The organism is Sulfobacillus thermosulfidooxidans, assembly GCF_001280565.1.
GTDB lineage: Bacteria > Bacillota > Sulfobacillia > Sulfobacillales > Sulfobacillaceae > Sulfobacillus > Sulfobacillus thermosulfidooxidans_A.
Genome location: NZ_LGRO01000001.1, coordinates 1,879,533 through 1,895,803, shown reverse-complemented (window position 1 = coordinate 1,895,803; position 16,271 = coordinate 1,879,533). Strand labels below are relative to the sequence as shown.

Annotated in this window: 11 protein-coding genes; 5 read left to right on the top strand and 6 right to left on the bottom strand. The window is 49.4% G+C overall.

The annotated features are described in order from the left end of the window. Positions 1-35: 35 nt before the first annotated feature. The 6 genes from AOA63_RS09400 to AOA63_RS09375 form a co-directional block, all read right to left on the bottom strand. Positions 36-2,594 carry an FAD-binding oxidoreductase gene (locus AOA63_RS09400; protein WP_139061548.1) on the bottom strand — a complete coding sequence of 853 codons (2,559 nt, stop codon included), beginning with the start codon at positions 2,592-2,594 and terminating at the stop codon, positions 36-38. Positions 2,595-2,599: 5 nt separating this feature from the next. Further along, positions 2,600-3,028: an aconitase X swivel domain-containing protein gene (locus AOA63_RS09395; RefSeq protein ID WP_053959456.1), complete on the bottom strand. Its 429-nt coding sequence runs from the start codon at positions 3,026-3,028 to the stop codon at positions 2,600-2,602. Continuing rightward, positions 3,028-4,230: an aconitase X catalytic domain-containing protein gene (locus tag AOA63_RS09390; protein WP_053959455.1), complete on the bottom strand. Its 1,203-nt coding sequence runs from the start codon at positions 4,228-4,230 to the stop codon at positions 3,028-3,030. The genes AOA63_RS09395 and AOA63_RS09390 overlap by 1 nt, the downstream gene beginning before the upstream one ends. A 59-nt stretch (positions 4,231-4,289) precedes the next feature. Further along, a complete protein-coding gene (locus tag AOA63_RS09385; protein WP_053959454.1) occupies positions 4,290-5,066 on the bottom strand; it encodes an SDR family NAD(P)-dependent oxidoreductase in 777 nt (258 codons plus the stop codon). 152 nt (positions 5,067-5,218) lie between these two features. Beyond that, positions 5,219-7,198, bottom strand: a complete 1,980-nt coding sequence (hisD, locus tag AOA63_RS09380) for a histidinol dehydrogenase (RefSeq protein ID WP_139061547.1) — start codon at positions 7,196-7,198, stop codon at positions 5,219-5,221. A 79-nt stretch (positions 7,199-7,277) separates the two neighbouring features. Further along, entirely contained in the window at positions 7,278-8,684 is a 1,407-nt protein-coding gene (locus AOA63_RS09375; protein WP_053959452.1) for a purine-cytosine permease family protein, read from the bottom strand. 523 nt (positions 8,685-9,207) lie between these two features. Here AOA63_RS09375 and AOA63_RS09370 point away from each other — a divergent pair. The 5 genes from AOA63_RS09370 to AOA63_RS09350 all read left to right on the top strand — a co-directional run bounded on the left by AOA63_RS09370 (position 9,208) and on the right by AOA63_RS09350 (position 16,249). Continuing rightward, the gene (locus AOA63_RS09370; protein WP_053959451.1) at positions 9,208-10,086 is read left to right on the top strand and encodes a MurR/RpiR family transcriptional regulator; all 879 of its coding nucleotides are present in this window, start codon (positions 9,208-9,210) and stop codon (positions 10,084-10,086) included. Positions 10,087-10,093: 7 nt separating this feature from the next. After that, positions 10,094-11,368: a Zn-dependent hydrolase gene (locus AOA63_RS09365; RefSeq protein WP_082343867.1), complete on the top strand. Its 1,275-nt coding sequence runs from the start codon at positions 10,094-10,096 to the stop codon at positions 11,366-11,368. Next, a complete protein-coding gene (locus AOA63_RS09360) occupies positions 11,362-12,687 on the top strand; it encodes an amidohydrolase family protein (RefSeq protein ID WP_053959450.1) in 1,326 nt (441 codons plus the stop codon). Before AOA63_RS09365 ends, AOA63_RS09360 begins: the two co-directional genes overlap by 7 nt. A gap of 53 nt (positions 12,688-12,740) precedes the next feature. Then, complete coding sequence (gene hutU / locus AOA63_RS09355) at positions 12,741-14,438, top strand: urocanate hydratase (RefSeq protein WP_053959449.1); 1,698 nt, start codon at positions 12,741-12,743, stop codon at positions 14,436-14,438. A 776-nt stretch (positions 14,439-15,214) separates the two neighbouring features. Continuing rightward, positions 15,215-16,249 carry a BMP family lipoprotein gene (locus tag AOA63_RS09350; RefSeq protein WP_053959448.1) on the top strand — a complete coding sequence of 345 codons (1,035 nt, stop codon included), beginning with the start codon at positions 15,215-15,217 and terminating at the stop codon, positions 16,247-16,249. Positions 16,250-16,271 lie beyond the last annotated feature (22 nt).

The window sequence follows — 16,271 nt, the reverse complement described above, 5'->3', positions numbered from 1 at the left end:
TTGCATTCAGAGTATCTACAATATTGTGCCAGATTCTATAGGCTTACAGTCCACGGGACAGCAAAGATTTGTTTGGGATCAAAGATTTCTTTGAGACCCTGGACATAAGGGTGCCAGGTGGGATAGGTTAGACTCCAATGATTGTTGGGATGCCACACCCGGTGAAGACCTGGCAGCACCCGAGAAAAGGGAAGTTGGCCATAAATTTCATAAGCTCCTGAGACAGGAAACAAAGTGAACAAACGGTCGCCTATTACAGGAATGAGGTTGAGCAGATCGGTGGGCCAGACCCCACCTTCATAGCAATAGCCATGTTGTTGCCATGCATTACGAATATTGTTCTCTCGCTGTATATCAAGGTCGTCCTGGAACTCCGATTGTTGCCACGTCAGATCGGCTTGATAGGACAGGGCCAATTGTTCTGCCAGCCTCCTCATTTCAGGACAGTGAGGGCCTAAGATTCGAATCACCAGTTCGGGATCCGTAAAGGACCAGCGTTTTATGAATATAGCTTCAGGCCGGTACGCATGAGAACCCAAATCGATTGCGATGTTTAGCAATTGTTGAAGGGTTTTTGCCCGAAAGGTGCCCCATAACAAGGTTTTTGGTATCGTCTCAAGTTTGAATGTTAATGAGGTGATGATTCCTAACGCTCCCCAAGAACCGATAAACAATTTTTTGACGTCGTATCCGGCTACGTCCTTGATAGCTTTGCTGCCGAATTTGAGATGACGCCCTTGTCCGTCGATAACCGATATCGCCAAAAGGGTGTCGCGCCATCCAAATTGATAGCTATGGTGCCATGACCTATTATTGCGGCTGACTAGACCCCCGGTAGTACCTTGAGGATGGCCGCTGACTAGCGCATGCTGAAGATGATAAGATGCGAGAAAGTCGGTTAATTCAGCATTGGGTATTCCAGCACCCACCGTGATGGATAAACTCTCCGGGTCCAATTCATGGATGGAACTAAAAGCGCACAAAGATATGGGTTGAATCATCCTGGTGTCTTCACACTGCAAGATATTTTGCCAGTGTCCGGCACCTTGAACTGTCAGCGTGAGATGTGAACGAGATGCTGTATATATCATCTCTTGAAGTTCGTTAAGATTACCGGGCTGCCACAAACTAGAGGACTTTTGCGATATCGAAGAAGTGGGAGAACTGATTAGTGGATATTGAAGGTCTTTCAGGGCCGTTCTGTACACGGCAATACCAGGATTTAAACGCCAGTCTGGATCAAAACACTGTTTAATGGCGGCAAAAACATGTTGCTCCTCATCTCCATACATAAGCCCTAAATAGGGAAGTTTGTCATGGCCTATGCCATGTTCACCGGATATGGTTCCGCCTAAAGCGACGGCTTCTTGGAGAATAGCGTCGACCATCGCGTGAGCACGACTGACTTCTGTGGCGGATGTCGGATCGTAGGGAATGTCCGGATGAAGGTTCCCATCGCCTGCATGAGCGACGGTAATGATGGGCATGGCATAAGATGATTGAATCTCCTCAATACGTCGGAACAATGATTTGAGTTGGGACAGAGGTACGGCTACATCTTGTACCCATAGTCGAGGAGCCAGACGCGCCGCCGCACCATATTGCGCCCGCCGTCCTTCCCACCATGAACGTGATTCGGTCGCTGTTTCAGCGAGGAGAACCTTTAGAGCCCCATACTTCTTAGTAATTTCTTTGAGGTACATCGACTCTTGAAATAAGCGTGCCGGCGACGAGTGGATGTCGATGAGCAATGCGGCCTGAGCCTTCCCAAAATCCATGTCTTTCATGAGAGGTTGAATCACCTTAAGGGAAGCCTCGTCCATAAGTTCTAAAGCGCTTACAGAAACAGCAGCAGCTAAAACACCCAAAGCTGTATCCACGGCCTCAGGTAGGGTTGAAAATATGATAAGCATCGTCGCTATATGAGGCCATTGCGGCAAAATATTTAAAATAACTGTATCGACTATAGCTAATGTGCCTTCGGAGCCAACCAGTAATCCAGTGATATCAAGCGTGGTTCGGAAGTCGTGAATAGTGGGCGTCAAGAGGCCCTTATTGCCGATATAGATATGCATTTGCAACACATGTTGGGTGGTCACGCCATAGGAGACGCCATGAATGCCTCCGGCATTTTCGGCTACGTTGCCGCCAATTGTGGAGATATGATAACTGCCGGGATCTGGTCCATAATGATAGCCTAAAGGATTTAGGCGGTGGTTCACTGATGCGGTTAAGAGACCGGATTCCACGACAATATAGCGGTTTCTAAGATCGTGATAGAGCCAACTCTGAAGGCGGGTCAGGGCAATGACAACACCACCGGTTTTGGGGACCGTGCCACCGCACAAGTTCGTTCCCGAACCGCGAACGATGATAGGAAGGGATGAAAAAGATTCGAGGATTTTGAGAACCTGCCTTAAGGCGCTAGTTGAGGAGGGCAACACTACCAAGTCCGGATGTCCCGCCTGTCCCGTCGCATCATACCGGTAGGAAGTTAGGGCATCTGACTGAGCGATGAGAGCATCTTGGCCGACGATGGGCAAGAGCGCTTGCATAATCTTGCTTTTTTGTTCTGCCGAAATAGATGATGTCACAGAATTCAAGGCGCCATCACGCGGATTCTTTCCCTATCGGCATCGAGGTGGAGTGTTACGCCTGACTCGATCCAGTGGTAAAAGGCGGGATCGACGCGGTCGACCATCGGAATATCTAGAATAATACAACTGGCCACAAGTACTGTGTCGGGGTATTGCACGATAATAGCTTTGGGAGCATTCCCATTCATCGCTAACTGGAAGAGTCCGTCGGTTTGAACCACTGAGCTACCCTTGCCACTGGGGAAAATGACGATTTTGTCAGCGAGACTGCGGCCTTTCAAGGCATGACCTTCTTCTAAGACGATGCCTGTTTTGGGATCGCAGAGGTAAAAACAGATATCATCGGGAGAAATAATGCAAGGAGCCTCGGCTCTCCCACCAGAAATTTTGTGGCAAGAAAACTCTTTTGAATTGTTCACTGCGTTTACCATCAAATTTCCCCCTTTATTGCCGCAGCCACACACTCTTCGATACTGCGAATAACAAAATCCATCGACCGTCTGGCCGTATAATAAGCGCATTTGGGCGAGTCGGTGGCGCCGATTTTCCCGGCGAGATGAGCCCAAATGGGCTGGTCGACGCAGGAGTCTTGGAGAATGTGGCCACCCGCATCCTCAATAATTTGAGCAATACCGAGACGTTCGGCCAAAAGACGTGTATGGGCGGATGTGTTGATCCATAATTCGGTACGGAGTTTGTGTCCATGAATTAACTGGGCAATATTTTGAATTTGCCTGAGCGTGAGATGAGGACAACCGAGCATCACAAACTCAATAGGTCCTGGTTTCTTGGAAATCTGGTCATGGACCCGTTCTAAATCCTGATTGGTAATGACGACCGTATTCAGATTCTTTCGGTATCCGGTAGCTTGTTCCAGACTTTGGGCTTCGGGAGTCACGCCCAAAATGTGATACATGGGTACAGCTCCAGCGGTATTAAGTTCGGCCCCAAGATTCATCAGGGATTCGGGTGTAACGTCTTTGGGAATGCCCATAAAGACGGGAACTTCACCATGAATCTTTTTAGGAATAGCATAGCCAAGGAGTTGGTAGTCGAAATCAGACTGCAACCGCGCTTCGATTTGTACCAAGACCGTTCCATATCGGGCTTCGTCTAATAATAATCCGTATTCCGGAACACGTCCTGTAATGGCAGCACACAAGGCACTTTGAGCTGATTCACGGTTAGTCCTGGCTCCATAGACTGCATTTACGTAGGGGGTGGCACTGCTTTCCGAAAACGCGATGATTTCATGAAGACGGGGAATATTGTCAAACAAATAAGGCGTACAGCTGTAATTTAAAATGGCTCCGATATCCCGATAAGCTTGAGCTGTTCGCGCCATTTGCTCTAAATCCTGGGATTTCACCGTGGCCACAGTGGAAAAATAGGACAGATCAAATCCGGGATTGACGGTTGGAGAAACGCGGCATGCGGCTCCGAGATGGAGAAGCTTTTCGACAAACCACAAATCGGCTTCTTGGTTACTTAATGCGACATGTGCTCGGGAAATGGGTACCAGGCGTTGGGCGTCAAACGCTTCTCCAATGCCGACTTGTATCCGCATGGCTAAAGCGGTTCCTTCCCCGTACTTTCCCTCAAGCATGGCGATTTCTTCTTCGGTGAGAACCAATGTCAGGTCTCCTTCCTGTGGACGTTACAGTCGTCATTGCTGCTGTGGTTGGGCGAAGATTAGTGGCACAATCGCCCGCCATCAACCGGAAGTATGGTCCCGGTAATAAAAGATGCCGCGTCTGACGCTAAAAATGCGATGGCGTGCGCCACGTCAGTGGGTGTGCCTAAACGTCCTAACGGGATCATGTTAATCCACTGCCTCATTGCGTGCTCGGGATGACTAAAAAGCGCATCAAGCATGGGCGTCTCGACTAAAGTTGGGGCTATGGCATTGACACGGATGTGATGAGGAGCCCATTCTAGTGCCAATGTTTTGGTTAATTGGACAACAGCGCCTTTGCTAATGGCATAGACCGCATAGGGAACCATCCCTACAAAGCTCAATTCAGATGCCAAATTGATAATGACGCCCTGATTGCGGGGAATCATGAAGCGGGCTACCTGCTGGGCACAGAAGAAAACTCCCTTGACGTTGGTGTCCATGATGGTCGTCCACGTTTCTTCTGTCACGTCGAGAGCAGCCATAGGGATATCAACGCCCGCGTTGTTCACCAAAATACTGATGGGACCGATATGTTCTTCGATCTCTTGTACCATAAGGGCAATACTTCCGGGATTCTTGATATCACACAAAACTGTGTGGACGTGCTGACCTTGAGCTGCTAGACGTTTTTGCGCTGCTTTCAAACGATCTTCTGAACGCGAACAAATGACGACCTCGGCTCCGGATTCTGCTAATATTTTAGCTGTTTTCTCTCCAATGCCTTGACTTCCTCCTGTCACGAGAGCTATGTGATTTTTTAAAGACATAATCTCGGCTATCGCGTCATTCATGGAGTATTCTCTCTCCTATGCTAGACTTGATGGGAGTCCTTTAGTTTCTATCATCGTTTGTGACATCAAGAACTCGTCAATGATTTCATGGCGCTGAATTTATACCATAAGGTGGAAGCAGCTTTGGATAACCAATGACCAGTGGGCTCTCGTTAAATTCCCTTGACTCCCGGTGTCGTTCCTTGCCTGAACGCATTGGGCCGTAAGCAGGCATTCATGGCTTCACCGAGCGCACGGAAAACCGATTCCCACAGGTGGTGGGGATCGTGTCCCCGGCGGACCATGACATGAAGTGTAGCCAGAGCCCCTTGAGCGAAGCCGGACAAGACATTCTCCAAATCCGTGGTCAGCATATCTTCTACGTGTTCGAGCTGACGAACGGAAGGATCGTACTCGCATTGCAAGAAGGGGCGTCCTTCAAGACTGATAGCCACAAAAGACTCGGCTTCGTCGATGACGCCCACGGCAAACCCTGAGCCTTCAATGCCATAAAATAAATGTTCTTGAGCCATACGGTGGAAGGCAAGACCTAACGTAAGACCGACATCCTCGGCAATGACATGCATCAAGTGATATTCCTTGGCCTCTTGAGCGTGATATGTTACCGCCAGATTAAACTGTCCTCGCCAGGCAATCGTTTCAAGCATATGATTAAGGAATTGCAGTCCGGTTCGCACATGTTCTTTTAACGCCTCATCACGAGGTCCCCGGGATAGTTGCAGTTCAATAATTGATTCCCGTGTTCGTCTCTTGACATGGATCCGGTCCTTAGTGATTTCGTGCCAAAATATTCCTAGTTCTTGTTCGGGATGACTTGTATGTGTTGCTCCGCTCACCGCTAAGTCTCGACCGGTGACTGAGAGAGCGTGAGCCGTAAATCCTTCATATTCGGCTATCGTGACAATATCGGAAGCCATCTCGATAAGGGCATTTTTCGAAAGCCTTAGAACCGATGTGACATGTAAGAAATCACGAATGCTAAGAGCAGACATACTGCGAGCAAATCCTGCTGTGGGCAAGACGGCATTAGGTCCTACCATAAAGTTGCCTGCCGCAATGGGTGTAAAGGGTCCAATAAGAATTTCTCCGGCATGATGAATGTGGGGCACAACGCCATCAGGGTCGGCGACATGAAGCACCAGGTGTTCGGCGGCGAAATCGTTAACAAAGTCTAACGCTATGGAGAGATTTGGGGTGATGAGAATTCCTCCCTTTTGTGCAACCTGCTCGACAAATTGACGGCGGGGCTCGGGCAATCGTTCATAATATTCCTCAACAAAACGGGCTACTTGTTGGGCTAACGTGGCAGATGGCGTGACAAGAAATACGGTGGAGTCGGGTCCATGTTCAGCTTCATTCATCCAGTCCAGGGCGACCCATTTGGCATTGGCATGGTCATCGGCTATGATGAGAGCCTCGCTGGGTCCTGACTGCAAACCAATATCTATAAAACCAGCCAGTTGTTGTTTGGCGACGGCAACGAAGGCACTGCCGGGTCCCAAAATTTTAGCTACCTTAGGCACGGACATTGTCCCATACGCCATAGCTGCGATAGCTTGTGCGCCGCCTATACGAAAGACGTGGGAAATGCCCAATTGGCTTGCCACATAGAGTACAGCGGGGTCAATTGTCCCTTGAGGACCCGGAGGGGAAGCCACAATAATTTGAGGAACTCCGGCAAGGACCGCTGGCACGCCGAGCATTGCCATAACCGAGGGAAAAGAGCCCTTTCCGCGGGGAACATAGAGTCCAATTGAGGCAATGGGCTTCGTGATTTCTCCCACGTGGACTCCAGGAAGGATTTCCGTTGACCATGACAATGGGGGAACCTGCTTGAGATGAAACCGTTTGATATTGGCAATACTATGGTCTATTGCCGCTTTGAGATGCTCGGGTAATTGCTGTTCCGCGTTGATGAATTCAGCTTCGGTGACTTTCAGGCCACATGCCCGGAGATCCGCCTGGTCAAGTTCTTTTTCTAAACGCCATAACGCATCATCACCATACACTTTAACCTCTTGGAGAATGTTTTCCACGGTGGCTTGAATATCGGGATAATGCATTTCTCCACGTATGAGAAGATTCTGGCGTTCTGAATCTGTAAGTCTATCCCAATATCTGATGGTTATCACACAAATCCGGGATAATCCCGTTCCCTTCTTTCTTTATTGGGATTGTAAAATTTTAATAACTGTGATGGTTTGTTCAGAGCTATTCTACGATTTGGGGTTCTCTGTCTGTTAACACGGAACTAATCGCATCTTTTTTACCCCATTTACGGTCTGCCCAGTAGTACAGGGGCACCGCAACAATGAGGCCGACAATCCATGAAATGTCGGCTCCGCCTAAAGCTTTGGAAATAGGCCCCTGGTAGACGGTCGTGTTCATAAATGGAACTTCGACGAGAAAGGTCACGGTGTACACAATCAGTGCGGGCCATCCCCACCGTCCATAGACGCCCTTAGACGTGAATAAATCGGAGATTTTATAGTTACCATGGTGGATCCAATAGAAGTCGGTGAGATTGATGGCGGTCCATGGGATCAAGAAGTACATCAGGAAGAGTAGAAAATTTTCAACATTGGTCATGAAATGCCCGGAACCAGCAATTGCCATAAGTGCCGATAATATTCCTATCACGAGAGCCACGACACTTCGCAATATGCGAGTGGATTCAAACGGACGAATATTACTACCTGCGGAAAGCGTCACAATGGCTCCGCCATAAATATTGACGGCTCCGGGGATGAGTTGACCTATCCCGAGTAATAGGGCGATAATCGTTCCCCAACTGTGACCACCTAATCCCTGAATAGCAGAAAGAGTCTGAGCGGCGGGATTGAGAGCGGCTAAGGCGGCTCCTAAAATCATAAGCCAGATAGACCCGATGTTGGTACCCCAAAATGTTGCCCAGAACGTATGAGTGGCAAGATTCGGGCTCAAGTACCGGGAGTAATCCGATACATAGGGCGCATAAGAAATTTGCCAGGTTGCATAAATAGATAACGCTAAGAAAAAGTTGCCCCAAGTAAATTTCCCATGGGCGAGATCATGAGCGGGTAAACCGTGAACAAGCAACATGACCGTGAGCACAATAAAGACGATGGAATAAAGCCAGGTTGCATAGCGAAATCCATAATGGATCCAGTCATAGCCAAAAATCGCGATGAGAATCATGGGGATGGTCAAGATGGCCGCCCAGGAATTGACAGAACCATGGTAGACAGCTTGAAAAGCTTGTCCGGCCATCACAATATTAGTGGCTGCAAAAATGACATACATGGCCCACACAATAAATAGTGGCCACAGTGATCCATAAAAACCGAATTGAGCGCGGCTTTGAATCATCTGCGGTAAGCCCAATTTGGGCCCTTGAGCGGAATGGAGTGCCATAAAAATGCTACCGACAATATTCCCTACAACAATGGCCAACACCGTACCCCAAAAATTCAAGCCAATCAGTACACCTAGTGCCCCTGTAGCTACAACAAAAATTTGTGCGTTAATCCCATACCACATGAAAAATAACCATTTGGGCGTCCCGTGTCGTTCCGTGAGAGGAATGACGTCATAACTGTGACGCTCGATGGCCTTTTCGACGGCAGATAACTCGCTCATCTTGTTTCCTCCTATCATATTTTCAATCACTACCTTAACGACTGAAAAATGTTCCTCTAAGCGTAGGTGGCAGCCTAAGTCAGGGCGTCTTGAATGGGACCATCTTACGAACTGGAAAATTTGGGGCATAAGCACAGGGGCCGGCAACGACTACCATGAATCACGAAACAGATAGGTTAAGACAACACAGGATGAATGAAGTCATTTAAATATATTTCAAAGAGAATAGAGTGTTACACGTTTACAGTAAAAACAAACAGGAGATGATGTCAATGGGTTTAGAACATGTTCATTATTTTTATTCATGATTTGTGAGTTCAGCACAATGAATCATGTAAGATAGATGTCAAATATATACTGTAAGGCTGACGCAATTAGACGACAAATTAGCAGGATTCTGGGTAAATTGGTTTTTATACAAAAAATTGGCGGAATGAGCTTATTCAAATATTCTCTTTGTGCTAAAATTTTGTGGAACAACTGATTCACACACTATTCGTTTATGAATGAGGATACGCATTCGATGAAGCCACTACAGAGTATTGAAGGATTTATGGACCGGATTCGACTGGCATCAAGCGAGTCGATCACGCATCAGCAAATTGGCGATTACTTAGCGCTGCATTTACGGGAAGCGTCCTTTATGAGTTCAGGTGACTTAGCCAAAGCGGTCGGTGTGAGCCAAGCCTCCATCACGCGGTTTTGCCACAGCATGGGCTTTGGGGGATACAGTGAGTTTGTGCATGCCCTCCAAGAATTTGTCCGGGAAGAATGGCGCGCTCCCGAACGCACCGTCTACCTCCGTCCCAGTATTCCTGACGATGCGGATCCATTATTGGCGCAAGAGGTGGCGAATTTGGAATCGCTCCCCGAAATTTTAGACAGTGAACCCATGAACCGGTTGGTGAATTTGGTGGCGACCAAATCCCGCGTCATTTTGGCGGGGGCGCGCATTTCGAGTACGTTAATTCCCTATGCTGCATATTGTTTGGGCAAGATTCGCAATGGGGTGGAAGTGGCGACACCCGGCACGCCTTTATGGGATAACTGTGCCGGCTGGGATTCCGAGGACACGGTCATTGTGGGGTGGGTGTTTCCTCGCTATTCCCGAGTGTTGATGGAATGGCTTGAAGCGGCACATCACGATGGGGTGAGGGTGGCGGCGTTAACCGATCGCTGGATGTCGCCCGTCATGACCTTTGCCGATCCGGTTCTGGTCGTTCCGGTGGCCACGGCGTCGCTATTTGATTCGTATGTGGCCCCCATGTTTGTGATTAATTACCTTGTCCGTCAAGTGGCCCAAGAACTTCCTGGCGTCCGTTTGCGTTTGGAACAGTTAGAAGAACGGGACCAACGCTTGCAGGTCTACTGGTCGCGGACGAGCACAAAAAATAAGGAGTGACGACTCCATGCCGGATATCTTGGCGTTGTCTCGATTGCAAAGACGGTTTGATGCCCTTGCCGCGATCGGACAAGATGATGCGGGAGGCATTACCCGCCCCTTTGGCAGTGCAGCGGAACGGGCGGCACGACAATGGTTTTTGCGGGAAGCGGAACAGGCCGGATTTGTGACCCAAATCGATCCGGCTGGGAATCTATGGGCATTTTTGCCGGGAGCGTCGCAAGACATTATGGCCGTGGGATCCCACTTGGATACGGTGAGAAATGGTGGCGGTTATGATGGGGCACTGGGGGTCATTTTAGGCTTAGAAGCCCTCCAAACATTACAAGAAGAGGGATACAGACCGCGAAACACTCTCGCGGTTTTGGCCTTAACCGGTGAAGAACCCAATCCTTTTCGCCTTTCGACCTTAGGGAGCCGCTTGTTAACTGGTGTCCTGTCGTGGGATCGGGTACTGGATGTGACCGATGAGACGGGTTATTCGGTGCGGAAGGCGTTGGATCAAGCGGGAGCTCCTGGTCTTCACGATTCAGCATTTGCAATCGGCCCGTTAAAAGGTTTTTTGGAACCCCATATTGAACAAGGTCCCCGGCTTCATGAAGCGGGATGGCCTCTGGGAGTGGTGACCACCATTACCGGGATCACGCGGCAAATGATTACCCTTACCGGAGAACAAAACCATGCCGGCACGACACCCTATGAATCCCGTCGTGATGCGGTTCAAGGATTTGCCCAAGCCATGATGATCTTCCAACAATTGAGCCAGCGATTTGCCGACCGTGCGGTGGGCACGGTCGGCTATGTCCGCGTGTTTCCCAATTCCATCAACATTATCCCCTCGCACGTCGAATTTATTGTGGAATGGCGTTCTCCTGATCCCGACATCTTGGCGGAACTGACAGATAGCCTGTGGACACAGCTTCAGGCATTAAGCCAGCGCCTGCACTTATCCATCCGCCGCCACATGATCTTGGAACAGGAGCCGAGTTTCATGGATCAGGACGTGCAAGCCTTACTCCATGCCGTGATGGATGAGATGGGACTGCCGCATCCCGCTCTCGTCAGTTGGGCGGGGCATGATGCGGCTCATCTGGCCAAACGGGTGCCGACGGGCATGCTTTTCGTGCGCAGTAATGGCTACAGCCACTGTCCTGAAGAATCCGCCGAAATGGAGGATATCGTGCTGGCTGCCGAGGTTGTGCGCCGGGTCATCATACGGTGGGATCTGAATGCTCCGGGAACATCTTATACGATGTTCTCAAAGGATGTGAAAGAATGCTGAGCGTTTATGAACCCGCGTGGATGTGGGTGAATGAGCAGTTTATGGCGCATTATGGCGTCGTGGTTGACGAGGACGCGGGAACCATTGTCGGGGTGGGTCCCCGGGACGAGATGGCGCGTCTTTTTCCTCAGGCCCGATCCATTCACTGGGCGGATCAGGCCTTAGTGCCCGGCACGATTAACACCCATACCCACTCCTTTCAACATTTGTTGCGTGGAATAGCGGTCGATCAGCCGTTTTTGGTGTGGCGGGATATAGCGTTATATCGGATTACGCCTCATCTGAATGCGGAGGCTATTTATTGGGGAGCAAAATTGGCGTTTAGCGAAATGGTCTTACACGGCATTACGACGGTTGTCGACTTCTTCTATGTGCACAATCAAGGCCTTGAGAATGATTGGGCGGTCATTGAAGCCGCGCGGGATGTTGGTATCCGCCTGGTCATGGCCCGGACCTTTTATGACTGGGAGGGGGCGCCGGAGGCGTACCGTGAAACCCCTGATGACGCGGTATATCGAACACAAGAATTAGCCGCACGGTGTGCTCCGGATCCCGCTGTTTTCATCCATCCTGCTCCCCACAGTGTTCACGGGGCGTCGGATCCGATGATCCAAGCCGGAGTAGACTTAGCCCGGCGTCTTGGCACTCCCTATCATATCCATGTTGCTGAGGAACCGTTTGAAGTCAACGAGACTCTTTCCCGGACCGGAAAAACGCCGGTGCAGCATTTGGCCGATCTGGGGATTATCACGGATCAACTGATAGCGATTCATCTGACGTGGGTGAATTCCGATGATATTCATGTGCTGGGTGAGGCTCAATCCCATTTAGCTTATTGCCCCTCAAGCAACATGTTTTTAGCTGATGGGATTACTCCGCTCCCGCGACTGCGAGAAGCGGGGGTCCGGATAGGGCTAGGCACCGATGGGGGATGCAGCAATAACCGGGCCAGTATTTTTGAAGAAATGCGGATGGCTGCCCTGCTCCAAAAAGTGGGCACACTCGATGCGACCAGCGTGTCACACCGTGAGGTTTGGCATATGGGGACACAATCCGGGGCTGAGATGCTAGGGGTACCAGCGGGCCGAATTGCCGAAGGCTTCTGGGCCGATTTTGTCGGCATCGATCTCCATCATCTGTCGCTATTGCCGTGGAATCCCGAAACACTTTTGGCCAATATCGTCTATGCGATGACGCCGGAAGCCATTCGCCAGGTCGTGATTCAGGGTAAACCTGTGGTACGTGACGGCCAGTTGCCAAGCGAAAATCTTACGGATTTGACTCGAAGAATTCAAGATCTCACCCAGCGATGGGGGTAACGGCAAGCGGCTCAGTTGTTGGACAACCAGTGAATTAAAGGAGGACGAAATCGATGGACAGGGACTTTTTCCAGCATGTGGGGATTCAAGCCCCAACGGGGCCCACACGGCATTGTAAAGGATGGGGTCAGGAAGCGGCATTGCGCATGCTGATGAATAATCTTGATGCGCGCGTCGGAGAAAATCCGTCAGAGCGCATTGTCTATGGAGGACGCGGGCGGGCAGCAAGGTCATGGCCAGCGTATGACAAGATTGTGGAAAGTTTATTGACTTTGGAGAATGATGAAACCTTACTGATTCAATCGGGGAAGCCCGTAGGAATATTCAAGACCCAACCCCAGGCCCCGCGCGTTTTGATAGCGAATGCCAACCTGGTGGGAAAGTGGGCGACCTTGGAAGAGTTTGACCGATTGGAAAAACAAGGGCTCACCATGTTTGGACAAATGACGGCGGGTTCATGGATTTATATTGGCAGTCAAGGCGTCATTCAAGGCACCTTTGAAACATTAGCCGCTTTGGCCCGTAAACATTTTGATGGGACCTTGAAAGGACGTCTTTATGTCTCAGCCGGATTGGGCGGAATGGGCGGCGCTCAACCCTTAGCCGCCAAAATGTTGGATGGCGTGGCGTTAATCGCGGAAGTGGATGAGAACCGGATTCAGAAACGTCTCGATACCGGATATCTTGATGTGGCGTACGACAGTATCGAAACCGCTGTTAACCGCGCTCTGTCGGCAAAACAGGCCGGCGAGTCTTTATCGATTGGTGTTCACTGTCATGCCAATGAGCTATTACAGTATTTCATTACGCAAAAGATTATTCCCGATGTGCTCTCAGACCAGACGGCCGCGCATGATCCCCTGATCGGGTATATTCCTGATGAACTCAGCGTACACGAGGCGGTGTCTTGGCGCCAAAAAGATCCTGGAGATTATTTACAACGAGCGCGACGTTCGATTGCGCATCATGTTCGGAACCTCCTGCAACTTCAAAAAGCGGGAGCGCATACGTTTGATTATGGTAATAACATACGACGAGAAGCGTTCGATCAGGGCGTAACCGATGCGTTTGATATTCCCGGATATGTTCCCGCGTATATTCGTGATTTGTTTAACCAGGGCAAGGGCCCGTTTCGCTGGGCCGTTCTTTCCGGAAAGCCGGAAGAAATTTATCAATTGGACGCCTTAGCCCTTCAGATGTTTGGCGATAATCCGCTGCTAACCCGGTGGTTTACGCTGGCTCAGAAATATATTCACTTTCAAGGGCTTCCCGCGCGTATCGCCTATATGGGGCTGGGGGAACGGGACGCGTTCGCGACAAAGGTGAATGAGTGGGTGGCGCAAGGCGTGCTGTCAGCCCCCGTCGTCTTTGGCCGCGACCATCATGATACGGGTTCTGTGGCCTCGCCCTATCGGGAAACAGAGGCTATGCGAGACGGTTCTGATGCGATTGCCGATTGGCCGATTCTTAACGCCTTATTGAATACCGCCTCGGGGGCCCATTGGGTGTCGTTTCATCATGGAGGAGGCACCGGGATTGGCTATGCGTTGCATGCGGGCGCTGTGGTGGTGGCAGACGGGAGTGAGGATAGTGCCGGTCGCTTATCGCGCGTATTCTTTAATGATCCGGGCATCGGCGTGATCCGACACGCCGATGCGGGGTATGAATTAGCTGCCCAAACCATGAAGGCCCATGAAGACCGCATGCGCGCACCGTTTGTGGGACCTGAGACCAATATTCCCATGACTTAGGTCATGGGATAGTCCTGTCCACAGGGTCACAAATATGGCTGTGAAGTCGCTACTTAATTAACGTATGTGATGTGAGCATTCTGTATTTACAACCTGGGTGGCTGCCAGAATGATTTGGGCCTTAAAATTTAAGAATCGGGAAATTGCTGCAGTCACCCTGCAACCGACAATTTTGCTGGTGACACATATCAACCAAGCCATCTTGTGGTGACGATCCATGATCTGGTGTGGTGTGTTTTAAAAAGAACATGGGCGTATATTGAATGGCATCTTTAGTCGTGAAGACGGGGAATTGGACCGAACAACTATTCCATGGCTCTGTTCCTTGTACAAAAGGTCAGACCGTATGAGACGGGACGATTATTTAGGGCGCGATGATGACAGTCCCTATGGAGCTCTTCGGTATGGGTTTGATCGAAATCGTATTGCCATAGCCTAAATTAACACAGCACTCAATGCTATAGCCATTTAACCGTATTAATAACAGGTGAGGATGTTATATCTTCATTTAACAAAGCCGTGTAACAAAGAAATCCTGTTTCCTTATTTTTGTCAGTTTCTATCGACTTTAGGTCACCTGCACAAAAACTTGTCCGCTGATTGCACCCTCCGGTAATTTTCTTTACTATTAATGTTGTTCTATGACATCTGATGTCTGCTCTCTTTACGTCCAAAAATAACCCGCCGATATCTAGAGCAGAAAATCATATTCGAGGTATTCATTTCTTCCTATTCCCTGATTGTCGAGTCTTTCAAATCCAATTGAGGAGGACAATATGAGAAAATCAAGTGCACTCGCCTTGATTACGACCGCGATATTTTCGGGAGGGTTATTAGCTGCATGTGGAGCATCGTCCGCTGCCTCATCCCCTAGTGGCACAACGGCAAAAGCCAAGTATAAAGTTGGATTGGTTACGGATACGGGTGGGCTGAATGATCATGGATTTAATCATCTGGCATATCTCGGTTTGATGCAAGCGAAAAATCAACTTGGTGTCACAACTTCAGTGGTACAGTCAGAAACCGAATCGGATTATGTGCCATTTCTGACCAACTATGCCAAGCAAGGTTACAACTTGGTCATCGCCGTAGGCTTTTTAATGGCGCAAGCCGTCCAGCAAGTATCTAAAGAATTTCCGCATACCAAATTTATGATTATTGATGATGAAGTGCCAGGGCCCAATGTTACTTCCTCATTATTTGAAACGCAGCAGTGTGGTTATCTCGTTGGGGAATTGGCCGGTTTGGTGCAAAAAGATCACGCCCTGCCCCATATTAATTCCTATAATACACTGGGCGTCGTGGGCGGTGAATCAATTCCTCCTGTGAATACCTATATCGCAGGATTTTATGCTGGGGTTCATGCCGTAGATCCTTCCGCCAAGATTATCTTGAAATATACCAATGACTTCAACAATCCCAATAACGGGCAAACTTATGCGCAATCAGAAATTGCTCAGCATGCCGATATTATCTTTCAGGTTGCCGGAGGCTCCGGACTCGGGGTGATTACTGCAGCCAAACAGGCTCATGTTTATGCGATTGGAGTCGATGCCAATCAAAATTATCTTGCTCCCAACACCGTGATTACCAGTGCGGAAAAAGGCATTCAAGTCGCCACATTTGACACGATAAAAGACGGTTTGCAGGGTACGTTAAAAGCGGGCGTTCAATATTACAGTTTATCGAATAATGGGGTTGGCATGGCCCCGCCAATTTCAGCTATTCCGGCAAGTATTGTGCAACAAGTTTTACAGTCGGAAAAAGCTATTCGCGCAGGAAAGATTATTCCTCCCACCACAATACCGTAGACTCCTGAGAATTGTCCGATTT

Excerpts from the sequence above, each read along its gene's own strand:
- AOA63_RS09360 (WP_053959450.1), top strand. The coding sequence starts at position 11,362 with ATGCTGAGCGTTTATGAACCCGCGTGGATGTGGGTGAATGAGCAGTTT.
- AOA63_RS09350 (WP_053959448.1), top strand. The coding sequence starts at position 15,215 with ATGAGAAAATCAAGTGCACTCGCCTTGATTACGACCGCGATATTTTCG.
- AOA63_RS09370 (WP_053959451.1), top strand. The coding sequence starts at position 9,208 with ATGAAGCCACTACAGAGTATTGAAGGATTTATGGACCGGATTCGACTG.
- AOA63_RS09395 (WP_053959456.1), bottom strand. The coding sequence starts at position 3,028 with ATGGTAAACGCAGTGAACAATTCAAAAGAGTTTTCTTGCCACAAAATT.
- AOA63_RS09375 (WP_053959452.1), bottom strand. The coding sequence starts at position 8,684 with ATGAGCGAGTTATCTGCCGTCGAAAAGGCCATCGAGCGTCACAGTTAT.
- AOA63_RS09385 (WP_053959454.1), bottom strand. The coding sequence starts at position 5,066 with ATGAATGACGCGATAGCCGAGATTATGTCTTTAAAAAATCACATAGCT.
- hutU (WP_053959449.1), top strand. The coding sequence starts at position 12,741 with ATGGACAGGGACTTTTTCCAGCATGTGGGGATTCAAGCCCCAACGGGG.
- AOA63_RS09365 (WP_082343867.1), top strand. The coding sequence starts at position 10,094 with ATGCCGGATATCTTGGCGTTGTCTCGATTGCAAAGACGGTTTGATGCC.